General features: G+C 57.5%; 23 protein-coding genes. 13 read left to right on the forward strand and 10 right to left on the reverse strand.

What is annotated here, in order from left to right:
• Positions 1 to 48 precede the first annotated feature (48 nt).
• Genes GOW48_RS09900 through GOW48_RS09910 form a run of 3 tightly spaced genes read right to left on the reverse strand, consistent with a single transcriptional unit; the run spans position 49 to position 4,612 of the window.
• Entirely contained in the window at positions 49 to 3,099 is a 3,051-nt protein-coding gene (locus tag GOW48_RS09900; protein ID WP_170753343.1) for an efflux RND transporter permease subunit, read from the reverse strand.
• 11 nt (positions 3,100 to 3,110) lie between these two features.
• Positions 3,111 to 4,148 carry an efflux RND transporter periplasmic adaptor subunit gene (locus tag GOW48_RS09905; RefSeq protein ID WP_170753345.1) on the reverse strand — a complete coding sequence of 346 codons (1,038 nt, stop codon included), beginning with the start codon at positions 4,146 to 4,148 and terminating at the stop codon, positions 3,111 to 3,113.
• Positions 4,145 to 4,612 (reverse strand): MarR family winged helix-turn-helix transcriptional regulator, encoded by a 468-nt coding sequence (locus GOW48_RS09910; protein ID WP_170753347.1) that lies wholly within the window; start codon positions 4,610 to 4,612, stop codon positions 4,145 to 4,147. The genes GOW48_RS09905 and GOW48_RS09910 overlap by 4 nt, the downstream gene beginning before the upstream one ends.
• 169 nt (positions 4,613 to 4,781) lie before the next feature.
• Here GOW48_RS09910 and GOW48_RS09915 point away from each other — a divergent pair, with 169 nt between their 5' ends.
• Together GOW48_RS09915 and GOW48_RS09920 are read left to right on the forward strand one after the other, a co-directional pair.
• On the forward strand, positions 4,782 to 5,906 hold the full coding sequence (locus GOW48_RS09915; protein WP_170352366.1) for a beta-ketoacyl-ACP synthase III: 1,125 nt from the start codon (positions 4,782 to 4,784) through the stop codon (positions 5,904 to 5,906).
• Positions 5,907 to 6,034: 128 nt separating this feature from the next.
• Positions 6,035 to 6,421, forward strand: a complete 387-nt coding sequence (locus GOW48_RS09920; protein ID WP_214648660.1) for an ankyrin repeat domain-containing protein — start codon at positions 6,035 to 6,037, stop codon at positions 6,419 to 6,421.
• Positions 6,422 to 6,435: 14 nt separating this feature from the next.
• Here GOW48_RS09920 and GOW48_RS09925 read toward each other — a convergent pair whose 3' ends face one another.
• The gene (locus tag GOW48_RS09925; RefSeq protein ID WP_068336404.1) at positions 6,436 to 6,897 is read right to left on the reverse strand and encodes a hypothetical protein; all 462 of its coding nucleotides are present in this window, start codon (positions 6,895 to 6,897) and stop codon (positions 6,436 to 6,438) included.
• A gap of 357 nt (positions 6,898 to 7,254) precedes the next feature.
• Here GOW48_RS09925 and GOW48_RS09930 point away from each other — a divergent pair, with 357 nt between their 5' ends.
• A complete protein-coding gene (locus GOW48_RS09930) occupies positions 7,255 to 7,833 on the forward strand; it encodes a thymidine kinase (RefSeq protein ID WP_170753349.1) in 579 nt (192 codons plus the stop codon).
• Here the strand turns inward: GOW48_RS09930 and GOW48_RS09935 are convergent.
• The 5 genes from GOW48_RS09935 to GOW48_RS09955 form a co-directional block, all read right to left on the reverse strand.
• Positions 7,830 to 8,780, reverse strand: coding sequence for a 2-hydroxyacid dehydrogenase (locus tag GOW48_RS09935; RefSeq protein ID WP_170753351.1), 951 nt, complete (start codon positions 8,778 to 8,780; stop codon positions 7,830 to 7,832). The genes GOW48_RS09930 and GOW48_RS09935 overlap by 4 nt on opposite strands.
• Positions 8,780 to 9,118, reverse strand: coding sequence for a tRNA-binding protein (locus tag GOW48_RS09940; protein WP_170352363.1), 339 nt, complete (start codon positions 9,116 to 9,118; stop codon positions 8,780 to 8,782). The genes GOW48_RS09935 and GOW48_RS09940 overlap by 1 nt, the downstream gene beginning before the upstream one ends.
• The gene (gene proC, locus GOW48_RS09945; RefSeq protein ID WP_170753353.1) at positions 9,111 to 9,926 is read right to left on the reverse strand and encodes a pyrroline-5-carboxylate reductase; all 816 of its coding nucleotides are present in this window, start codon (positions 9,924 to 9,926) and stop codon (positions 9,111 to 9,113) included. Before proC ends, GOW48_RS09940 begins: the two co-directional genes overlap by 8 nt.
• Before the next feature lie 37 nt (positions 9,927 to 9,963).
• Positions 9,964 to 10,464: a type III secretion system chaperone family protein gene (locus tag GOW48_RS09950; protein ID WP_170753355.1), complete on the reverse strand. Its 501-nt coding sequence runs from the start codon at positions 10,462 to 10,464 to the stop codon at positions 9,964 to 9,966.
• A 309-nt stretch (positions 10,465 to 10,773) separates the two neighbouring features.
• Positions 10,774 to 11,022 carry an accessory factor UbiK family protein gene (locus GOW48_RS09955; RefSeq protein WP_170753357.1) on the reverse strand — a complete coding sequence of 83 codons (249 nt, stop codon included), beginning with the start codon at positions 11,020 to 11,022 and terminating at the stop codon, positions 10,774 to 10,776.
• A gap of 97 nt (positions 11,023 to 11,119) precedes the next feature.
• Between GOW48_RS09955 and lgt the strand changes: the two genes are divergently transcribed.
• The 6 genes from lgt (at position 11,120) to GOW48_RS09985 (ending at position 15,337) form a co-directional block, all read left to right on the forward strand.
• A complete protein-coding gene (gene lgt / locus GOW48_RS09960) occupies positions 11,120 to 12,007 on the forward strand; it encodes a prolipoprotein diacylglyceryl transferase (protein WP_170753359.1) in 888 nt (295 codons plus the stop codon).
• Positions 12,004 to 13,071, forward strand: a complete 1,068-nt coding sequence (locus GOW48_RS09965) for a class I SAM-dependent methyltransferase (protein ID WP_170753361.1) — start codon at positions 12,004 to 12,006, stop codon at positions 13,069 to 13,071. The genes lgt and GOW48_RS09965 overlap by 4 nt, the downstream gene beginning before the upstream one ends.
• The gene (gene pgeF / locus GOW48_RS09970; RefSeq protein WP_170753363.1) at positions 13,068 to 13,826 is read left to right on the forward strand and encodes a peptidoglycan editing factor PgeF; all 759 of its coding nucleotides are present in this window, start codon (positions 13,068 to 13,070) and stop codon (positions 13,824 to 13,826) included. The genes GOW48_RS09965 and pgeF overlap by 4 nt, the downstream gene beginning before the upstream one ends.
• A gap of 271 nt (positions 13,827 to 14,097) precedes the next feature.
• Positions 14,098 to 14,226, forward strand: coding sequence for a hypothetical protein (locus tag GOW48_RS22625; RefSeq protein ID WP_269149638.1), 129 nt, complete (start codon positions 14,098 to 14,100; stop codon positions 14,224 to 14,226).
• 173 nt (positions 14,227 to 14,399) lie between these two features.
• Positions 14,400 to 14,558: a hypothetical protein gene (locus tag GOW48_RS09980; protein WP_170352357.1), complete on the forward strand. Its 159-nt coding sequence runs from the start codon at positions 14,400 to 14,402 to the stop codon at positions 14,556 to 14,558.
• A gap of 2 nt (positions 14,559 to 14,560) precedes the next feature.
• Entirely contained in the window at positions 14,561 to 15,337 is a 777-nt protein-coding gene (locus GOW48_RS09985) for a Hint domain-containing protein (protein ID WP_170352356.1), read from the forward strand.
• Positions 15,338 to 15,453: 116 nt separating this feature from the next.
• Here the strand turns inward: GOW48_RS09985 and GOW48_RS09990 are convergent, their stop codons facing one another.
• Positions 15,454 to 15,954, reverse strand: coding sequence for an Lrp/AsnC family transcriptional regulator (locus GOW48_RS09990; protein ID WP_170352355.1), 501 nt, complete (start codon positions 15,952 to 15,954; stop codon positions 15,454 to 15,456).
• Positions 15,955 to 16,181: 227 nt separating this feature from the next.
• Here GOW48_RS09990 and trxB point away from each other — a divergent pair, with 227 nt between their 5' ends.
• The 4 genes from trxB (at position 16,182) to GOW48_RS10010 (ending at position 21,252) form a co-directional block, all read left to right on the forward strand.
• Entirely contained in the window at positions 16,182 to 17,123 is a 942-nt protein-coding gene (trxB, locus tag GOW48_RS09995) for a thioredoxin-disulfide reductase (RefSeq protein WP_170753365.1), read from the forward strand.
• A 3-nt stretch (positions 17,124 to 17,126) separates the two neighbouring features.
• Entirely contained in the window at positions 17,127 to 17,585 is a 459-nt protein-coding gene (locus GOW48_RS10000) for an RES family NAD+ phosphorylase (protein ID WP_170753367.1), read from the forward strand.
• A 60-nt stretch (positions 17,586 to 17,645) separates the two neighbouring features.
• The gene (locus tag GOW48_RS10005; protein WP_170753369.1) at positions 17,646 to 19,316 is read left to right on the forward strand and encodes an adenylate/guanylate cyclase domain-containing protein; all 1,671 of its coding nucleotides are present in this window, start codon (positions 17,646 to 17,648) and stop codon (positions 19,314 to 19,316) included.
• Positions 19,317 to 19,533: 217 nt separating this feature from the next.
• Complete coding sequence (locus tag GOW48_RS10010) at positions 19,534 to 21,252, forward strand: bifunctional sulfate adenylyltransferase/adenylylsulfate kinase (RefSeq protein ID WP_170753371.1); 1,719 nt, start codon at positions 19,534 to 19,536, stop codon at positions 21,250 to 21,252.
• Positions 21,253 to 21,297 lie beyond the last annotated feature (45 nt).

Below are 21,297 nucleotides of genomic sequence, written 5' to 3' on the forward strand. Positions count from 1 at the left end.
GCACCAGAATAAAGCAGCGCCCCCGGTCGATGACCGGGGGTTTTTCATTTAAACAACAGGTTGCGGCGCGGACTTTCGCCGGTATTCCGGCAGGAAGAACACCATGTAGAACACCGGCGCCGCCACCATGGTCAGGATCGTGGCAAAAGCCAGTCCGCCCATGATCGTCACCGCCATCGATTTGAAGAATGCATCCGTCAACAGCGGCGCCATCCCAAGAATGGTGGTGATCGCTGCCAGCATCACAGGACGCAGACGCGAGACCGAGGCTTCAATGATCGACTCGCGCAGCCCTTTGCCGGTTTCGCGTACCAGATCGATCTCTTCGACCAGAACGATTCCGTTCTTGATCAACATCCCCGAGAGACTCAGCAGCCCAAGCAGCGCCGTAAACGTGAAGGGCAATCCGGTGCCCAGCAAGCCCAAGACCACCCCATTGACCGACATAGGCACAAGCAACCAGATGATGATCGGCTGACGGATTGCGTTAAAGATCAGCACCGAGATCAGCACCATGATCAGCAAGCTCAGCGGCAGTTGACGCCCAAGGCTTTCATTCGCTTCGCCGGCATTTTCGAACTCACCACCCCATTCCATCCGATACCCTGCAGGAAGGTCCATGCTTTCGATGGCCTCACGGACCTCGGAATGGACCTGAGCCGCCGTGAATCCCGCCGGAATATCCGCGCCAACTGTGATGGTCAGAACCCTGTCCCTTCGGTGCACAAGCGTGTTCAACGCCTTGTATTCGAACCCATCCACCATCTGTTCGATAGGAACAAAGCGCTCGGATTGGTCCGAGAACACGACCTGGTCCACGATCGAATAATCTCCGTCCGCCGGTCGACGCAGGATGATCGGGATCAGGCGATCCCTTTCGCGGAAAACGCCGCCCGTGATTCCATCGGTCGAAAACTGTAGCGTGGCCGCAATATCCTCGCGCGTAACACCCGCCGTCTGCGCACGTTCGGTCGCATAGATCGGCTGGACGGCCAACGACTTTTCACGCCAGTCATGATGAACGTGTAGCGCGTTTTGCGACGCATCCCGCATCCGCAACACAGCCTCATCCGCAAGCTGGCGCAGCACAACCGGGTCACTGCCCGAGAAGCGGGCCTGGATCGGATCGCCTCCGCCCGGACCAAAGATCAGTCGTCTTGTACGAAACTTTCCTTCAGGAAATTGCGCCTGACCAAATTCCGCAAGTTCGGCACGCAGCGGGGGGATGTCCTCCAGCGTCCTGGTACGGATGATCAGGTGGCCGTAACTTGGATTGGGTTTTTCTGCCTCATAAGTTAGCAGGAAACGGGTCGCGCCCTGCCCGACAAAGGTGGCGACGGACACTACATCATCCCGGTTGGCCAGCCACTCTTCGAAAACCGCGATATCCTCAGCGGTCCGCGCGATCGGCGTTCCTTGCGGCAGGTTGTAATGGACGAAGAACAGCGGCGTGTTCGAGTCGGGAAAGAACTGCTGTTTCACCAGCCCGAACCCGGCAAAGCATGCCACGGTGACAGACACCAACAAGGCAATCACCAACCAGCGGAACCGCAATGCCCATCTTAGGATCGCTCCGTAGACGCGGAACATGATACCGCCATAGGCATCAATTGCACCAGCTTTACCCTGCTTGAAAAAGTAATGTCCCAGCATCGGAGTAACCGTCAGGGCCAGAATCCAGCTCAGCAAAAGTGATATTCCGATGACGGCAAACAGCGAGAACATGAACTCTCCGGTCGCGTCCGGGCTTAAGCCTATCCCGGCGAAAGCCATGATGCCGATGATGGTCGCCCCCAAAAGCGGAATTTGGGTTTTGGACGCGGCCTCGTCCGCTGCATCGCGCGAGTTTTTGCCCCGCAACATTGCGATTTGCATTCCTTCGGCGACCACGATGGCGTTGTCGACCAGCATACCCATCGCAATAATCAGGGCCCCTAGGGAAATCCGTTCCATCTCGATGGAAAACAGCGCCATGAACAGCAACGTCCCGACAACGGTCAGCAACAGCGTCGAGCCGACGACAATCGCGGCCCGCCAACCCATGAACAAGGCCAGGACAAGAACGACGATTGCCACCGACATCGCAAGGTTCAACAGAAAATCGTTCGAGGCTTGCTCGACGACCACGTGCTGCTGATAGATCGGCAGGATTTCGACACCGTAGGGGATTTGCCCGTCAAGTTCGGCGAATTTCTCGTCTGCGCGCTTGCCAACCTCGACAATGTTCTCGGTCGACAGCCCCGCAATGCCCAGCGTAAAGGCTTCTTCCCCGTTAAAGCGGATGATGACATCCGGGTCGGTCTGGCGGCCGCGGTACACATTTGACATGTCAAACAGGTTGATCACCTGCCCCTGCGATCCAACGGACAGACCCGCAATGGCCGAAACAGTGTCGGAGCCTTCGGCGGTCAGGACCGTTGTTCGGTCATCTGCAGACCGCAACGAGCCTGATGCGTTCACCGAATCCGCATTGGCAATCGCATCGTTGATTGCCTGCAGCGGCACGTTCTGATTGACCGAGATTGCCAAGTCCGGTTCGACGAAAATCGCCTCTTGCGGCAGGCCCATGACTTCGACATCGGCCACTCCTTCGACCGTCAGCAATTCGCGCCGCAGAAACGTGGATAGTTCGTGTTTTTCAGCGTCCGAAAAGCCATCCGCAGTGACTGCATAGAAAAGGCCGAACACGTCGCCGAATCCATCGTTGACCAGCGGCTGGCCGACTCCGGACGGCAACGCCCGGGCTGCGTCGCGAACCTTGGCGCGCAGCTTGGTCCAGACTTCGGGCAGCTCGGTACCGTCATAGGTTGACTTGATCTCAACCTCGATCAGCGAAAATCCCGGCTGGTTGAGCGAGGTGATGGTTTTGACCTCTCCCATCTGCTGAATGGCCGATTCCAGTGGCTCCGATACCTCCAGAGCCACCTGCTCGGCCGTTGCGCCGGGATACTGCGTGGCGATGACAGCATTCTTGATGGTAAAGGCCGGGTCCTCCAGTCGCCCAAGCGACAGAAAACCCCAGATGCCGCCGAACAAGGCGATCAGGATGATCAACCACGTATAGATTGGCCGGTCTATGGATGCGCGTGCGATATTCATGCGTCCGCCCCTTAGTTCGCAAAGCCGGCAAAGCGGCGTACGGCTTGCCCGTCGATCAGCGCTCCGCCTCCGGCAACCACGATTTCATCGCCATCCTCCAGCCCGGACAAGACGCTTACGTCACCCGATGCCGTGGGTTCAATGGTCACGGGGACCCATTTGACACTGCCTTCATCCGCGCCGACGGGCGAAAAGACAAAGACACCCAAAACACCTTCCGCATCCGCAACAACCGCTGTGGCCGGAACAACGATACCTGTACGTTGGTCCTGCACCTGCACATTCACCGTTACCGATGACCCCGGAAGAATCTGCAGACCTTCTGGCGGTGTCAGGCCGAATTGAATACGGAAAGTCTGACCGACGCTCGACGACTCGGCGTCGAATTCCCGAATTTGCAGAGGGAATACTTCGTCACTGACAGGGAATTTCGCCGTGATGGTGATGTCATCCTGCTGGCCCGAGCGCTGGAACAAAATCTCGGGCACGTCGACTTCGATGCGTAGCTCGGACATGTCATGGATACGCACAATCGGTGTCCCCGCCGAGACGGTCGTAAAGGATTCCACTGCCCGGCTTGAAACCAGAGCATCAAAGGGGGCTGTTAGCGTTGCCTGCTCTAGATCATAAAGCGCATCGCGCACCGCAATATCCGCCAGCTGAGCCGCTGTCTCGGCATCATCCACAGCAACTTGACTTGCTGCAGTTCCCCGCAGACGGGACAAGCGCGCCAGCGTCCGGTCCGCCTGATCTTTCTGCAGCACAGCCCGGTCGTAGCGACGCTGGAATGGTTCACGATCCAGTTCCGCAATCAATTCGTCTTTGGGAATCACGAAACCTTCGGTTACCGGCATATCAACGATTTGCCCCGCCACCTGAAAAGCCAGATCAACCGTCTGTCGCGCTGCGACCCGGCCAAAGAACTGCCGCGAAAACCCGGGCGCAGTTTCTTGCACAACCATCAGCTTGACCGGCTTGGCAGCACTTTCTGCCATGGCCGTGGTGGCCAGCATGGTCAGGGCGAGGCCCAAAACAGAGATCAATTTCATTTCTTCAACCCCTCGGGTATTCCCGTTTTCAGAATGTTTTCACGGATTTTCCGGGCAAGCCGGGCGAATTCGGCCGTTTCATCAGGCGTCAAACCGGATGCGCGCTGAAACAGCGCCCCGGCCTCGGCCACCAAAGTCTGGCGCATCGCCAACCCCTTGTCGGACAACACCAACAGCCAGGCTCGACGGTCGTCCGGATCGCGCTCTCGCGTCAGGTATCCTGCCGTTTCCAAAGCATCAGCAGTAGACGTGATTGTGGATGGCACCGTCAGCATATCCGCCGCCAAAACGCCCATACGCTTGGGTTGGTCCAGTTTTATCACCATGTGACACTCTTGATGGGTCAGTTCGACCTCCATCAAATCAAAGCTCTCTTCCAGCTTCCAATAGAGGGCATAGACCCCCATCATGGCCTGCATTTCGGGGCTTAGTCGCTTTACCAGTGCGCTGTCGTCGAATGTCATGTGCCGAATCTGTTGCCGTTCACGGGACGTCATATACTTCAAAAAATGAACTATTCAAGATTTGAAGCACATTGACGCCGCAACTTTGATATTCCCTTGGGTCAATCTCTCTTGAACTAACCTTGCGTTGACTGCATTTTGGGCAAATCCGAAAAACGCAGGGGCAACAATGTATACGCCAGCAATCACCGGCACCGGTGTGTTCACGCCAGACAACGTCATCACCAACGCGGAACTTGTTGCCGCCTTTAATGCATACGCCGACAAGGTGAATGCCGAAAATGCCGACGCGATTGCTTCGGGTGAAGTGGAACCTCTGCAGCATTCATCGGAAGAGTTCATTCTCAAAGCGTCAGGCATCGAGAACCGGTATGTGATGGACAAGACCGGCGTGCTGGACCCCGACGTGATGCACCCCTTGCTGCGCCAGCGCAGTGATGATGAACCCGGCATCATGACCGAGATGGCCGTGGATGCTTGCAAAAAGGCGCTGGCCCAGGCCGGGCGCGCACCCGAAGATGTGGATCTGGTGATCTGCGCCGCCTCGAACCACGAACGGGCCTATCCGGCGATTGCGATCGAAATCCAGCAGGCGCTGGGGATCAAAGGCTTTGGCTTTGACATGAATGTCGCCTGTTCCTCGGCCACCTTCGGTATTCAGGCGGCCGCTGACATGATCAGGTCTGGGTCAGTGAAATCCGCGCTGGTGGTCAATCCCGAGATTTGTTCGGGCCATCTGGAGTGGCGCGACCGCGATTGCCATTTCATTTTCGGAGACGTAGCGACCGCCACCCTGATCGAGCGTGTAGAAGACGCAAACGGTCCCTATTTCGAAATCCTCTCCACCCGTTGCGCGACCGAGTTTTCAAACAACATTCGCAACAACAACGGCTACCTGCGCCGTTCGCGCCCCGATGGCGTAGTTGATCGCCGCGACATGCAATTCATGCAGAACGGCCGTAAAGTCTTCAAGGAAGTGCTTCCGATGGTCAGCAAACACATTGCCGACCATATGGACTCCGAAGGGCTAAACAGCTCTGACCTGAAACGCCTGTGGCTACATCAGGCGAACAAGACGATGAACGATTTCATAGGCAAAAAAGTTCTAGGCCGCGAGCCCGAACCCGGCGAACAACCCAATATCTTGCAGGACTACGCCAACACGTCCTCAGCGGGGTCGATCATCGCATTCTCGAAATACTCTGATGATTTCGCGGATGGAGAAGTCGGTCTGATCTGTTCATTCGGGGCGGGGTATTCCGTGGGTTCGGTAATCGTGCGGCGGCACGGATAGTCAACTCGATCCATCGCGCAACTCAAGAATTCACTTGCTCCAGAACCCTTTGGCGTGATGGATTGAAGTCAACTTGCCTTTGCACGCATTAGCTGTGTCAGCGACACCAATCATTCTGAGTTCACAAAATGGCAACCAAACCTAAAGCACGTGCGACTCTGGAAGATATCCTGGCATCTTGTTCGGACGTTCTTTTCCCGGAATCTCTCGGCGAAGCTCCGGTTTCTTTGAACAGCCGCGCGTCAAACGGTGATACCGCGTTGCACGCCGTTCTTTGGCGCGACGACACCTACGCTGCCCTGACGTTGATTGCCGCTGGCGCTGACGTAAACGCAGTCGGCGACATGTCGGAAACGCCCCTTCACGTCGCGGTTAAGAAACGAAACCTGAGCGTTATCGAAGCGCTTTTGAAAGCGGGTGCTGATCCCCTTCTGAAATCGGAATTCGATCAGTCTGCAAAGGAATTGGCTGGCGCGTTTGGTGGCGACCTTAAACGGCTTTTCGATTTCAATTAACGAAAAACCGGCGATCAACTCACGCTTTCTTCTTCCAGATGCAGCTTCATCTCGATCAGAACCTGTTGCAACAAACTGGTCTCCTTCAACAGACGCTTGGCCTCGTTGACGGTGATGATGCCGTCTTCAATAGCAGCCTGATATTCGGTCATCAGCATTGCAAACCGTTGGCTTAGGGCAATGACATCCGAATTCACACCTCCGGTCCTGGGGGTATCCGTATTACGGCCATCATAGGACAGCGTGATATTCTTAAGATCCGCCAGGGCCGAGGTCACATGCGGAAAGTTCGAGACCGCCTCGAGCCGAGCAACCGCATCGACTGGCATAAAACGGTCCGCATGTTCCGCGTTGTCCGAGTAGTACCGACCCAATGTTGCCTTGGACTTGCCTGTAATCTCACAGGCCGATTCAATGCCGACGTCTTTTACCAACGCCTCGGTATGTTTTTTCAGATAAGCCCCGATATCTGCCATGTTTCAACCTTTACTGCCTGGCTTTCCCACGACATCTGCGACTATGGGGGAAAGGGTAAGGAAATTTCCCATACTCGAGTCATAATTGAAATGCCATAAATTGACTATCCCTCAGATATGCAGGGATTTTGTGAGTGAGTGGCGGCGTTTCCAGCCGGTAATGAGTGTTTGCAAGGCGGTTTTCTGGTCTTGCTCTGTTTTGGCCGCATGATGGCCGACGGCGTCGCTGTTGTTGACGTGGGGGTATCCATCCCCAATGAGCTTTCGCTCGACCCTTGCAACGACAACGGCGACGTCGCTTATTTCATAGAATTTGGTTACTTGCCCATGCGGATCAGGCGTTTTAGACCCGGGCACATGGCAAAACTGTACTTCAACTATTCAACCATGAACGCGGGTAAATCGACTGTGTTGTTGCAGGCCTCGCACAACTATCGTGAACGCGGCATGGACACCTATCTTATGACCGCACAGCTTGACGGTCGCGCGGGCGTGGGCAAGATCGCCTCGCGCATTGGCATATCTGCAGATGCCGACACGTTCGGGGCAGAAGATAACGTGTTCGACATGATCGAGAACCGTCTGGCGCAGGGTAAGGTGGCCTGCGTATTCGTAGACGAGGCACAGTTTCTGACCCGCGATCAGGTCTGGCAGCTGGCCAGTGCCGTGGATGATCTGAACGTACCGGTTCTTGCCTATGGGTTACGGGTAGATTTTCAGGGACAGCTGTTTCCCGGCTCTGCAGCCCTCTTGGCCCTGGCGGATGAGATGCGCGAAGTTCGAACGATATGCGAATGTGGGCGCAAGGCCACAATGGTCATCCGTCAGGACGCGCACGGGAATACGATCACCGAAGGAGCACAGGTTCAGATCGGCGGGAACGAAACCTATGTCTCGCTCTGCCGCCGACACTGGCGCGAGGCGATGGGCGGTTAAACCGGCGTCAGCAGCGCCCGGCCTGCGATAAAGGCCGCAACATTGTCCAGCGCCAGGTAACCCATATCGGTGCGCACCTCTTCGGTGGCGGTACCCAGATGCGGGCAAAGGGTCACGTTCTCCATGTCGATCAGCGCCTGCGGAACCTTGGGTTCGAATTCGTATACATCCAGCCCCGCCCCTGCGATCTGCCCGGACTGAAGGGCTGCGATCAGGGCAGCCTCGTCCACGACTTCTCCGCGCGCGATATTGATCAGTAAGGTATTGGGGTTCATCGCCTCAAGTACCGGCGCATTGATCAGATGTTGAGTTTCCGCTCCACCGGGGACGGCCAGCACCAGAAAATCGACCGACGCGGCCAAAGCGGATAGATCGGGTACGAACTCTGCCGGGAATTCCAATTCCTTCGCACTACGCGACTGATAGGCAACCTGCATGGAAAACCCAAAGTGACAGCGCCGGGCAATGGCCTGTCCGATCCGACCCATGCCAACGATACCCACCCGCTTGCCGGTGACGTGGTGGCCCAGCATTTGCGCGGGATGCCAGCCATGCCAGCCCCCAGCCCTGACGATGCGTTCTCCTTCCCCGACACGGCGCGCGGTTGTCAGCAACAAAGTCATGGCGATATCGGCTGTGGCATCCGTAACGGCACCCGGCGTATTGGTGACCGCAATACCTGACGCGCTGGCCGCGTCCACGTCAATATGGTTGTAGCCGACGCCGAAATTGGCCAGCAGTTTGCAGCGCGGATCGGACACATCCGCGAATACCTGCGCCGAAAAAAGATCGCCAAGCGTTGGCATTACCACGTCGAATTCCGTCAAGGCCCGCTGCATCTCATCCGGTGTCAGTGGCGACGTTTCTTTGCGAATCTCCGCATCGAACTCCGTCCGTGCGCGCTCCATTACGGCGTCGGTCATGGGGCGTGTAATCAATAATTTCATCAGTGCATCCTCCCGCCGGTCGGAACCTCTCCATCCGGTCCGATCAGAACGATCTCGCCATTTTCGTCGGGCAGACCCAGAACCAGCACCTCGGACATGAACTTGCCGATCTGGCGCGGCGGGAAGTTCACCACGGCCATAACTTGCTTGCCCACCAGCGTAGCCGGATCGTAATGCGCGGTGATCTGGGCCGACGTCTTTCGCTCGCCGATCTCATCGCCGAAGTCGATCCACATCTTGATCGCCGGCTTGCGGGCCTCGGGGTACGGCTCGGCGCGGATCACTTCACCCACGCGGATGTCGACCTTGAGAAAATCGTCGAAGGAAATCTCACTCACGGGACAGCTCCTTGGATCGGTCGGTCGCGGCTTTGACGGCGCGGTGCAGCAGGTCTGGGAAACCCTGTTCTTCGTGCATCAGCACCTCGAGCGCTGCCTGCGTGGTGCCATTGGGAGAGGTCACATTGACTCGCAGCTGCGCGGGGTCTTCGTCGGCGGTCATCGCAAGCGCGCCTGCCCCTGCAACAGTAGATTTGGCCAGCTTCATTGCCAGTTCATGCGGCAAGCCCTGCGCCTGCCCCGCAGCGGCCAGCGTTTCGATCAGGTGGAATACATAGGCCGGACCCGACCCGCTGAGGCCGGTCACTGCGTCCATTTGCGCCTCATCCGTCAGCCGGACAGTCTCACCAATCGCGGACAGCAGGTTTTCGGCCAGGGTCACATCGGCCTCGGAGGCCTGTGCGTTGCCGATCAGCGCCGTGATGCCCTGCCGGATTGCTGCAGGCGTATTCGGCATCGCCCGTACGATCGGCGTGCCCGCGCCCAACACAGATTCAAATGTGGAAATCGACGTCCCCGCCGCGACCGAGACGAACAGGCTGCCGCCCCCGCCCAGCGCTTTGATCGCGGGCAATGCTTCGCCCATCATCTGCGGTTTGACGGCCACAAGCACCACGGCTGGGGCTTCCGGCAACGGTGTGTTGATATTGACGCCTTGTGCTTTCAACCAGTCCGAGGGGTACGGATCCACGACCCAGACTGACGACGCTGGTAAGCCATGCTCTAGCCAGCCAGCCAACATTGCCGATCCCATCTTTCCGCATCCCAGAAGCACAAGCCCCTGTTCCGCGACGCGCGACATGTCCATGATTGCCCCTCCCCATTAACTGGCTTGGGGCAAAGCTTTACGCGCGGCCGTAAGCCTCTGCAATGGCGACTTGCATCGCATCTTCGGGATCACGATTGCCCCAAGTGACCAGCTGGATCGCCGGGTAATACCGCTCGGCACTCAGAACCGCTGCGGTGATCATCGTATCAATCTGTTCGGGGCTGGCCATTTGACCTCCCGCCAGAACCAGACCATAGCGATAGACCATCAGTTTCTGGTTAGCCCAATAGGTAAACGCCCCGGCCCAGCACTGATCGTTCATCTTGTTCAGCAGCTCGTACAGTTCGCTTTCCCGCTCGGATGGCGGGTCCATTTCGAACGAGCACACCATGCGCAGGGTTTCGTCATAGTTCGACCAGGCCAGAGTGATGGAATAGGTGCGCCACTGTCCTTCGACAGCCATGGCGATCTGATCATCGCCGATGCGATCAAAATCCCAGTCGTGATGTTCGGCCAGGTGTTCAACAATATCAATCGGATGAAGGTCTTCTTCGAGAAACTGCTCGGATAGGGCCATAATGCCACCTCACTTATCTCTAGCAATTCGGGGCTGGCAGCGCCCCAGCGCTAGTTGCCTGCTCTACAAGCCGGGCTTCCCCCATGTGCCTGTACTAAATATGGTGCGCCGCGCGCACCCATCTGGCAACCCTATTTATTGGGGATAACAGCAATAAGTTGTGGACGAACAGCAACGGAGATCAAAATATTGGCGCCGAGCACAGCTTTGTCTTGATTTGCGTTTGCAGGGCAGCAAAATGCACAACACCGCACAATCTGGCCTCAGATTGCGCGGCGTTCTCTTTATCTTCGAATCTGTGCTGAGACGTTACTTGTCCAGCTTTGCCTCAAGCGCGGCGATACGCTGTTCCAAGGCTGCGTTTTCTTCGCGCGCCTTTTGCGCCATGGCGCGGACCGCATCGAATTCTTCGCGGGTGACGAAATCGCGGTCCGCCAGCCAGCGGTCGATCATCGACTTCATCGCATTCTCGGCCTCGTCCCGCGCGCCCTGCGCCACGCCCATAGCGTTGGTCATCAGTTGGGAAACATCGTCGAGGATCTTGTTGCGGGTCTGCATGGTTTTTCTCCGAAATCGCGGTTGTTCTCTATATGGGTAAACTTTGCGTCAGGCTCAAGGTTGACTTGCCCTGCAAAGCACGGGCAATGAGACGCACATGCAGGCTGTTCTGAATTTTCCCGATCTGTCGCCCGAGTTGTTCTCGATCTCACACTTCGGGATGGAGTTCGCGCTGCGTTGGTACGCGTTGGCCTATATCGCGGGCATCCTGATCGCGTGGAGGCTGGGTTCAGCGGCGCTGAAACGCCCCGCGCTTTGGGCGGATAACACGCCGCCGATGAAGCCCCAGCAGCTTGAGGATCTGATCACCTGGATCATTCTTGGGGTGATTCTGGGTGGTCGACTTGGGTTCGTGCTATTTTACCAGCCCGCCTATTACCTTGCGAACCCGGCGGACATTTTGAAAGTCTGGCAAGGTGGCATGGCATTTCACGGCGGGCTACTGGGCGTGATTGTCGCCTCTTACATCTATGCGCGCCGTCACAAGATATCGGTTCTGCCGCTGGCTGATCTCATTGCCCACGCTGTTCCGCCGGGGCTGCTACTGGGACGATTGGCCAACTTCATCAACGCCGAGCTTTGGGGCCGCCCCAGCGAGGTGCCATGGGCGGTGATCTTCCCCGGCCCTGCGGCGCAAGACTGCCCCGGCGTGCTGGTGGGCATGTGCGCACGCCACCCCTCGCAGCTTTACGAAGCCGCGTTAGAAGGGTTGCTGCTGGGGGCCGCGCTGCTGTGGCTGGTCTACCGCAAGGGCGCGCTGCGCAAACCCGGACTGGTTATGGGTGTGTTTCTGGCCGGGTATGGTGCGTCCCGGTTCATCGTTGAGTTCTTTCGGCAACCGGACGCACAGTTTATCTCGATCGGGAACCCTCTGGGTCTGGCGTGGCATATTGGCGGGTATGGCCTGACCATGGGGCAGCTCTTGTCGCTACCAATGATCGCGCTTGGCCTATGGTTCGCCCTGCGCGCACGAAACGCGCGATGAGCCTGACCGACCATCTGCTAGAGCGCATCGCGCAAGACGGCCCGATGACCGTGGCCGACTACATGACCGAATGCCTGCTGCACCCGACCTATGGCTATTATACCACCCGCGATCCTTTCGGCGCGCAGGGCGATTTCGTCACCGCGCCTGAAATCAGTCAGATGTTCGGTGAATTAATCGGCCTAAGTCTGGCGCAAAGCTGGATGGATCAGGGGCACCCCGATCACTTCGTTCTGGCCGAGCTTGGGCCAGGCCGCGGAACACTGATGGCGGACATCCTCCGGGCCACACGCGGGGTCCACGGGTTCCATGATGCGGCTGAAATCGTGTTACTCGAAGCCTCACCGACCTTGCGCGACATTCAGGCAGAAACGTTAAAGGATTTTGCACCGCGCTGGGTCACAACGCTCACCGAACTGCCCGACGCGCCCTTGTTTCTGGTCGCCAACGAGTTCTTTGACGCCCTGCCCATCCGCCAGTTCCTGCGCGACGGTCCTGCGTGGCGCGAGCGCCTTATCGGGGCCGAGGGCGAATCGCTGACCTTCGGACTGGGTGCTCGGGCGGATCAGGTTGCGCTGACGGATCGATTGCAGGACACGAAAGATGGAGATCTGGTTGAGCTTTGCGCGGCGGCAATCCCCATCCTGACCGTCATCGCAGGTCGAATCGCCAGCCACGGCGGTGCCGGTCTGATCGTGGATTACGGAGACTGGCATTCGCTGGGCGACACGTTTCAAGCCCTACGCGCGCATGACCGCGTAGATCCGCTGGATACGCCTGGCCAGGCCGATCTGACCGCGCATGTGGATTTCGAGCCGCTTGCACTGGCAGCACGTGCCGCCGGTTGCGCCCATTCCCGCCTGACCCCCCAGGGCGTGTTTCTGGAACGGCTTGGCATTACCGCCCGTGCGCAAGCTTTGGCCAAACCGCTCGGCGGGTCCGAGCTTGATACGCTGGTGGCAGCACATCGCAGGTTGACGCATCCCGAGGAAATGGGAAACCTGTTCAAAGTACTGGGGCTCTACCCCTCTTACGCGGCACCTCCACCGGGACTGGAACCATGACACTGGAAATACTGACCTCGGACATGCTGTCAGACGTACGCCACGGCTTTTTCAGCCGCCGTGGCGGAGCGTCATCAGGGGTGTTTTCCGGCTTGAATTGCGGCTACGGCTCGTCAGACCAGACCGAGGTTGTTTCGATCAACCGGGCGCGTGTAGCTCAGGCGATGGAAGTCGAGCCCGAAGCGCTGATTGGCGTACACCAGGTGCATTCTCCGACCGTGGTTAAGGTTGACGCCCCGATGAACGGCGAGCGTCCACGCGCGGACGCAGTGGTCACAGCCACTCCGGGCTTGGCCCTGACCATACTTACAGCGGATTGCCAGCCCGTTCTTTTTGCCGACACCCACGCAAACGTTATCGGCGCGGCCCACGCAGGGTGGCGCGGGGCGTTGGACGGCGTTCTCGAATCGACTCTGGACGCCATGGAAGAACTGGGGGCAAAGCGCGAAAACACGGTCGCTGTGATTGGCCCGTCGATTTCGCAACAAGCATATGAGGTCGGGCCTGAGTTCCTGGATGATTTCGTCGCAGAAACGCCAGAAAATCTGCGTTTCTTCGCAAATGGGGAAGGCGACAGACTGCAGTTTGACCTTCCCGCTTACGGTTTGCATCGCCTTCGACAGGCAGGCGTAGGCCAAGCTGAATGGACCCGGCACTGCACCTATTCAGACCCCGACAGATTCTATTCCTACCGGCGATCTACGCACACCAAAGAAGCGGACTATGGCCGCCTTATTTCTGCAATCAAATTGTAGACCTAGACTGAATTGTGGCGATTTCGCCGCTTTTTTGCCACATTCTTTGTGTCTACCTGAGTCGTAACAAGTTGAGTTTTATTGTCCGCTCTCAGGTGTTTATCTGCCGATGCTCCAGCAGTGTGAGACAGTATGAAGAAAGAGGAGCTGCTAACCTTCATTTTGTCCTGAATTGATCCCGGATCAGCCTTATCGCTGCCTCAATATGGCGTCAGATTGGCATCCCAAAGGGAAATGGGGCCCAAAAACCCCAGAGGAGCAGGACCAGATCATGAAGGTAAAATCTCGCTTTCTGAGCGCCGTTGTCGCGGCGACCAACGAAAAGACGCCGGAGATGCCTTGGAAAAGCATTTCCAGCGATTCGGTCAGGGTTGCCCGTCGTTTGGCGGAAGGGGTCTGATCGTGACGCCCAGGGTACCAAGCTGCCGGTTCCAGGGGCCAAGACGCGCATCGGAGGGGTGCTCCGGCCCGATGCGTGACCTGCCGCAGGTATTTTCCGCGGTCAGGTTCAGGGGTGTTGTGTGCGTGGGTAATTTTCGCCGGCGTTGTTGTGAGTTTGTCTGGGGGGTCAAGATGTTGACCAAAGGTGTGCTGAATACCATCACGTTGCGACGTCGGTTTGACGCTCGCCCTGAGGTCGCCCTTTCATTCAAAACAAAGAAAAAGATCGGTCAGACGGGCCTGTACGGAGGGTTCAACCTGTCTGCACGGATGATAGAAGGGACGGAATAAAAATGCCTATTCCACATTCGCTTTCGCGCGCGGCCAAAAACGCCGTCGATACTTCGGCGATGCTGCGGGATGCGCCAAGAGACAAACCAAAGGCGCAACTGCGGCGCTATGAGGTGAGCGCGCTGCTGCCAAATGGCGATATTTCTCAGACCCGCCACATCGCGCCCGCTTTGCCGATGTTCGAGGACGCATTCTGCGCCTTTACCCGAGGATCTTTAATTGAGACGGAAACCGGCCCGCTCGCGATTGAGGACCTGCTGCCCGGCGATACTGTGCTGACGCAGGATGGCTCGTCTCAGACTGTGCTATGGAAAGGGTCTGTGACCCTGGTTCCCGGACGCGAGGATTCCCGAGGTCGGACTCGCCCTCTGACGCGGATCATGGCCGACACATTCGGGATGCAGAAACCTCTTTCAGGCGTTATCGCGGGCCCAGCGGCGCGGTTGGTTGGAACCCCGTCCCACCTGCGCCATCTGCACGGCAATGAGACCGTTTTGACCCCGGTTCACGAATTTCAGGACGGAATGAGCGTGGTCGAAACCCTGCCGCCAACGCCGATCGAACTGTTTCATATCTGTCTCAAGCGCCATTCGGTGATCAAGATCGACGGGCTGCAGTTCGAGACGTATCATCCCGGTGTCAATGCAGTTCGGATGATCAGCCATTCCTTGCGCTCGATCTACCTGAACCTGTTCGCGCATGCCGATTCGCTGAATGATTTTGGTCCGCTGCTGATGCCGCGTGCTGGCGACGGAGAGGTGGACGCGATCACAGCGTAAATTTTTGTCAGTGCTGCAGAGTGGGGGCTTTATGCAGATTCTTTTGGGTTGGGTGCTGTTCCTGATCGTTACAGCGATTCTTCCGCCATGTTGTTCCGCACATAAACGGATGCGCTTCAGGCCATCCGGTTCATGCGTTCTTCCAGAACATCGAACGGCACACCGGGCTCGTCCTTAGCGCCTCGAATCACAAGCGATGTCTTAACACTGGCCACATTTGGGGTGGTCAGCAAATCGCCGGTCAGGAACCGCTGAAAACTGCTAAGGTCAGGGGCGACGCATTTCAGGATGAAATCAACCTCGCCATTCAGCATGTGGCATTCGCGGACCAAGGGCCAGTCGCGGCACCGCTCTTCGAAGGCGCTCAGTTCGGTCTCGGCCTGACTTTCCAAACCAACGCTGGCAAAGACCTGAACCTCAAATCCCAGCTCTCGCGCGTTCACTTCGGCGTGGTAACCGCGGATCAGGCCGGATTCCTCAAGCGTACGAACACGCCGCAAACACGGAGGCGCAGAAATGCCGACACGTTTCGCAAGTTCGACATTGGTCATTCGACCGTCTGCCTGCAATTCCGCCAGAATTTTGCGGTCAATCTCATCCAGCCGTGTCGCGACCATAAAATGCTCCTGATTTTTCGGTTGTTATATCAGCACCCAGAAGATGCGCAATAATCTTTCGCGTTAGCGCAATATTCTTTATTTTAAACGCCCTATTTATGGGCGCCATTCGCGTGACGCATAGCGGTTCTCTGTCAGGAAGGGGCTTTAAGCACCGCCACCGGGTCGCTATATCCAGTCGCCAAGGGGCCACGCGCCCACATCAGGCAGATCGAGTTGGGGGTACCATGGCCGAAACGAAACACACCAAGGTTCTGATCATAGGATCGGGGCCCGCCGGATACACGGCGGGCGTTTATGCCAGCCGCGCAATGCTGGAACCGATTCTGGTACAGGGCATTGAACCCGGCGGTCAGTTGACCACCACCACAGAGGTCGAGAACTGGCCCGGCGACACAGAGGTTCAAGGCCCCGACCTGATGGTTCGTATGCAGGACCATGCTAAGGCAATGGGATGTGAGATCATCGGTGACATCATCAGCGATCTGGACGTCAGCAAACGCCCCTTCACTGCCAAAGGCGACAGTGGCACGACCTATACAGCTGATGCGGTTATTCTGGCGACCGGCGCACGCGCAAAATGGCTTGGGCTGCCGTCCGAGGACAAGTTCAAAGGCTTTGGTGTCTCGGCCTGTGCCACCTGCGATGGGTTCTTCTATCGTGGACAGGAAATCGTTGTCATTGGCGGCGGCAACACGGCCGTGGAAGAAGCTCTGTTTCTGACGAATTTTGCCAGCAAGGTCACCCTGATCCACCGTCGTGACGAACTGCGGGCCGAGAAAATCCTGCAGGACCGCCTGATGAAAAACGAAAAGATTGAACCGCTTTGGTTCCACGAGCTGGATGAAGTGCTTGGCACCGATGCGCCTTTGGGCGTTGAGGGCGTGCGCGTCAAGAACGTGAAAACCGGTGAAATCTCTGAGATTCCCTGTAAGGGGGTGTTTGTAGCCATCGGTCACGCCCCTGCAAACGAGCTGGTCAAGGACACGCTTGAAACCCACATGGGTGGCTATGTCGTGACCAAGCCGGGTTCGACCGAGACTTCCATACCTGGCGTATTCGCCGCCGGTGACTTGACTGACCACATCTATCGTCAGGCCGTTACCAGCGCTGGTATGGGCTGCATGGCAGCGCTGGATGCCGAGCGGTTCCTGGCGGAGCAGGACTAGCCAATGATAGAATTCTCCGGCCCGGTCTGGAGAATTCTGTTTCGAACACATTCAGACGCCCCTTTGGCCCCCGCGCGGGCGCCAGAGGGGCGTTTTCACTATGCAGGACAGACCGCGCTTTACGCATCTCTCAGCGCCGAAGGGGCCGAAGTCGCGATACGTCGCTATGTATCGCGCGATGACCCACCGCGAATCCTGCAACGTGCAAGGATCACAGAGGCACGTCTTGTCGACTTCAGAGGTCAACCCGAAGCATCCATCGTTTGGCAAGACATTGCAAAGGCCTGCGGGCGTTCTCCAACCTGGAAATTCTCGGACAAGGCCCGAGCTTTAGGTGCCGATGGCATGATCTATAGCTCTCGATCACGGCCCCAGCTCAGCCATGTGGTTCTGTTCCGTACCAGTGCCCGGCTTATTTGCGTCGATGCCCCGTCAGAAACATGGGTGCCTGCTTATTCTTGACCCTCCCGCGCGCCCGTATCAGACTCGGGGTACAAGGCAAGAATTCACAGGTGACCTGAAGTGAAGAGCGTATTGTGGCAAGGCGGGTGGATAACCCGGCTGAGGATTGGCAGTGGCCTGATCCTTTTCGCGTTTGCATTCCTGCACTTCATCAATATCGGCTTGGGCCTGTTCCACACCGATTACCTGCACGGAATGCAAGACGGCCGCCACGCTGTCACCCGTCACGACATCGGCAGCGCCTTGCTCTATGCTGCTTTGTTCATTCACTCGGGCCTGGCGCTCTATTCGATCAGTCAACGCAAAACACTAAAAATGCCGCTGAGCATGGCATTGCAGATTGTTCTGGGATTGCTGATCCCGCTGCAACTGATCGCGCATATCGTTCATACACGTTACGCGCACGAGGTGTTCAACGTGAACGACGAGATGGGATACATCATCGCGCTGATGTGGCCCAGCTCGGCGATCTGGATGCAAAGCATGCTCTTGCTGGTCGTTTGGGTGCACAGCTGCATTGGTCTTCATATGTGGCTGCGGTTGACCAAATGGTGGCCCAAAACAGTCCCCTATCTGATCGGATTGGCCGTGTTCGTCCCGTCATTTGCGATGGCGGGATTATTGACAGAAGGGCGGCGGATTTGGGCCGATTTCGGCGACCCGTTTCTGCGCGACCAATATATCGAGCATTACAATTGGCCGTCGCCCGAAGAATTTCAGGCTCTGTTTAGCGTCAAGGACAATGCGCTATTGGCCTTTTGGATCGCTCTGGGTGTTTCGTTGGCCGTGTTTGCGGGACGCAAACTTCTACGGCGCAGACATTCGGTCCGCGTTACATATGTCGAAGGACCAGAGGTCGTCGCTGAAAAAGGCATGACCCTGCTTGAGATATCGCAAGCCAATGGCATCCCACATACGGCCCTGTGCGGTGGCAAAGGCCGCTGCACCACGTGCCGAGTCATTGTCGAAGACGGTGCGGCAGAGCTTCCGGCTCCAAGCGAAGTTGAAGCCCGCAGCCTTGCCGCAGTCCGGGCGCCCAAAGGCGCGCGGCTGGCTTGCCAAATCCGCCCGACTCAGCCGATTACGGCCTTTCGAATGTTTCGTCCTGATGGCCTTCGAAACCGCGCACATGCCAGCCAAGGCCAGGAACGTCAGCTTGCCGTTCTGTTTCTGGACATGCGTGGGTTTACGTCGCGCACAACGGGACAGCTGCCCTATGATATTGTCTTCCTTCTGAACCGTTTTTTTGATGCGATCGTTCCTGCGATCACCGCTGAAGGTGGGGTGGTCGACAAATACATGGGCGATGGTCTTTTGGCCGTGTTCGAAACCGCCGACCCCGCAAGTTCCGCCCGTGCTGGTTTGATGGCCGCAGCCGATGTCAGCCGCGCACTGGAACGATTCAACAAGCAACTCAACGCAGAAGGCAGCTCGCATATTCGCATAGGCATGGGGTTGCATCTGGGTGATCTGGTTCTGGGTGAAATCGGTGCCGCCGGAACAGCGACCCGTACTATCATCGGAGACGCGGTCAACGTTGCCAGCCGGTTAGAGGCAGAGACCAAAACTCTGGGCGTCGAGCTTTTGGTTTCAGAGGACCTTCTGCACGCGGCCGGATACGATGGCGACCAAACGGGGCTACAGTCTTTCAAACTAAGGGGGGTTTCCCGCCCAATTCCTGCGTTACCGGTAAGGAACGCCACCTTGCTGGCGCTTAGGATAGCTGCTTAGGAACACATAGCCTAGAACTTGCCCAATTCCCGACAATTCGAAGAACCACAGTCGGCATTTGCATTTGAATGTGGAAAATTCTTCCAATCCGAGCGAAAACCGCGCATATCGTCCTTTGTTTCATGAATGTATATGGACTTCACCTGATCATCGGGGCAAACGCCCCTTAAACACCTATGAAACACGGGCAAAACTGCCCTTACGCAAGAGTATTCCGATGACGATGTTAAGCAATCTGGCCCCTATCCCAGAACTCTATGTCTCCTACGACTCGGCGCAGAAGCTGAAAGTAGAAGCCGCTGACCTGACCAGTTGGGACCTGAGCCCGCGCCAGATCTGTGACCTTGAACTGCTGATGAACGGCGGGTTCAACCCGCTTAAGGGTTTCCTGTCCGAAGCCGATTACGACAACGTCGTTGAAAACATGCGTCTGGCCGACGGTACCCTGTGGCCGATGCCCATCACGCTGGACGTCAGCGAAGACTTCGCCCAATCAATCGAGCTGGGTCAGGACATCGCCCTGCGTGATCAGGAAGGCGTCATCCTCGGCACCATGACCGTGACCGACCGCTGGACCCCGAACAAATCCCGCGAGGCTGAAAAGGTATTCGGCGCGGATGACGACGCGCATCCAGCCGTGAATTATCTGCACAACACCGCAGGCAAGGTGTATCTGGGTGGACCTGTGGTCGGCATCCAGCAACCCGTCCACTATGATTTCCGCGCCCGCCGCGACACCCCGAACGAGTTGCGCGCCTATTTCCGCAAGCTGGGCTGGCGCCGCATCGTTGCGTTCCAAACCCGTAACCCGCTGCACCGCGCCCATCAGGAGCTGACCTTCCGCGCTGCCAAGGAAGCCCAAGCCAACCTGCTGATCCATCCGGTTGTCGGCATGACTAAGCCCGGCGACGTCGACCACTTTACCCGCGTGCGCTGTTATGAGGCTGTTCTGGACAAGTATCCGGCCTCGACCACCTCGATGTCGCTGCTGAATCTGGCCATGCGGATGGCAGGCCCCCGCGAGGCGGTCTGGCACGGGCTGATCCGCGCCAATCACGGCTGCACCCACTTCATCGTGGGCCGCGACCACGCGGGCCCCGGCAAGAACTCGGCCGGTGAAGATTTCTATGGCCCCTATGACGCGCAGGACCTGTTCCGCCAGTTCCAGGACGAGATCGGAGTCGAGATGGTCGACTTCAAACACATGGTCTATGTGCAGGAACGCGCCCAATACGAACCCAATGACGAAATCGCGGACAAGGATGACGTCACCATCCTGAACATCTCGGGCACCGAACTGCGCCGCCGTCTGGCCGAAGGTCTGGAAATCCCCGAATGGTTCAGCTTCCCCGAGGTTGTGGCCGAGTTGCGCAAGACCAAGCCACCGCGCAGCCAGCAGGGCTTTACCGTGTTCTTTACCGGCTTCTCGGGTTCCGGCAAATCGACTATCGCCAACGCGCTTATGGTCAAGCTGATGGAGATGGGCGGCCGCCCCGTGACCCTTCTGGATGGTGATATCGTTCGTAAGAACCTGTCGTCGGAACTCGGTTTCTCGAAGGAACACCGCGACCTGAACATCCGTCGCATCGGCTATGTGGCGTCGGAAATCACCAAGAACGGCGGCATCGCCATTTGTGCCCCAATCGCGCCCTACGCAACCACCCGTCGTGCCGTTCGCGAAGAGATCGAGCAATTCGGTGCCTTCTGCGAAGTCCATGTCGCGACCAGCATCGAAGAATGCGAGCGCCGTGACCGCAAGGGCCTGTATAAGCTTGCGCGTGAAGGCAAGATCAAGGAATTCACTGGCATCTCGGACCCTTATGATGTGCCCCAGAACCCGGAGCTGAGCGTCGAGACCGAGAATGTCGAGGTCGACAACTGCGCCCATCAGGTGCTGCTCAAGCTTGAAAGTATGGGTCTGATCGCGGCGACTTAAGCTGACCGCCACATGAAACAGGCCCTCGCGCTGCGGGGGCCTTTT

Origin of the sequence: Ruegeria lacuscaerulensis (assembly GCF_013033355.1) — a bacterium.
Classification (GTDB): Bacteria; Pseudomonadota; Alphaproteobacteria; order Rhodobacterales; family Rhodobacteraceae; genus Ruegeria; species Ruegeria lacuscaerulensis_A.

Bases quoted from the DNA above. Each gene is read 5' to 3' on its own strand.
- GOW48_RS09900 (WP_170753343.1), bottom strand. From the start codon at position 3,099: ATGAATATCGCACGCGCATCCATAGACCGGCCAATCTATACGTGGTTG.
- GOW48_RS09905 (WP_170753345.1), bottom strand. From the start codon at position 4,148: ATGAAATTGATCTCTGTTTTGGGCCTCGCCCTGACCATGCTGGCCACC.
- GOW48_RS09910 (WP_170753347.1), bottom strand. From the start codon at position 4,612: ATGACATTCGACGACAGCGCACTGGTAAAGCGACTAAGCCCCGAAATG.
- GOW48_RS09915 (WP_170352366.1), top strand. From the start codon at position 4,782: ATGTATACGCCAGCAATCACCGGCACCGGTGTGTTCACGCCAGACAAC.
- GOW48_RS09920 (WP_214648660.1), top strand. From the start codon at position 6,035: ATGGCAACCAAACCTAAAGCACGTGCGACTCTGGAAGATATCCTGGCA.
- GOW48_RS09925 (WP_068336404.1), bottom strand. From the start codon at position 6,897: ATGGCAGATATCGGGGCTTATCTGAAAAAACATACCGAGGCGTTGGTA.
- GOW48_RS09930 (WP_170753349.1), top strand. From the start codon at position 7,255: ATGGCAAAACTGTACTTCAACTATTCAACCATGAACGCGGGTAAATCG.
- GOW48_RS09935 (WP_170753351.1), bottom strand. From the start codon at position 8,780: ATGAAATTATTGATTACACGCCCCATGACCGACGCCGTAATGGAGCGC.
- proC (WP_170753353.1), bottom strand. From the start codon at position 9,926: ATGGACATGTCGCGCGTCGCGGAACAGGGGCTTGTGCTTCTGGGATGC.
- GOW48_RS09950 (WP_170753355.1), bottom strand. From the start codon at position 10,464: ATGGCCCTATCCGAGCAGTTTCTCGAAGAAGACCTTCATCCGATTGAT.
- GOW48_RS09955 (WP_170753357.1), bottom strand. From the start codon at position 11,022: ATGCAGACCCGCAACAAGATCCTCGACGATGTTTCCCAACTGATGACC.
- lgt (WP_170753359.1), top strand. From the start codon at position 11,120: ATGCAGGCTGTTCTGAATTTTCCCGATCTGTCGCCCGAGTTGTTCTCG.
- GOW48_RS09965 (WP_170753361.1), top strand. From the start codon at position 12,004: ATGAGCCTGACCGACCATCTGCTAGAGCGCATCGCGCAAGACGGCCCG.
- pgeF (WP_170753363.1), top strand. From the start codon at position 13,068: ATGACACTGGAAATACTGACCTCGGACATGCTGTCAGACGTACGCCAC.
- GOW48_RS22625 (WP_269149638.1), top strand. From the start codon at position 14,098: ATGAAGGTAAAATCTCGCTTTCTGAGCGCCGTTGTCGCGGCGACCAAC.
- GOW48_RS09980 (WP_170352357.1), top strand. From the start codon at position 14,400: ATGTTGACCAAAGGTGTGCTGAATACCATCACGTTGCGACGTCGGTTT.
- GOW48_RS09985 (WP_170352356.1), top strand. From the start codon at position 14,561: ATGCCTATTCCACATTCGCTTTCGCGCGCGGCCAAAAACGCCGTCGAT.
- GOW48_RS09990 (WP_170352355.1), bottom strand. From the start codon at position 15,954: ATGGTCGCGACACGGCTGGATGAGATTGACCGCAAAATTCTGGCGGAA.
- trxB (WP_170753365.1), top strand. From the start codon at position 16,182: ATGGCCGAAACGAAACACACCAAGGTTCTGATCATAGGATCGGGGCCC.
- GOW48_RS10000 (WP_170753367.1), top strand. From the start codon at position 17,127: ATGATAGAATTCTCCGGCCCGGTCTGGAGAATTCTGTTTCGAACACAT.
- GOW48_RS10010 (WP_170753371.1), top strand. From the start codon at position 19,534: ATGACGATGTTAAGCAATCTGGCCCCTATCCCAGAACTCTATGTCTCC.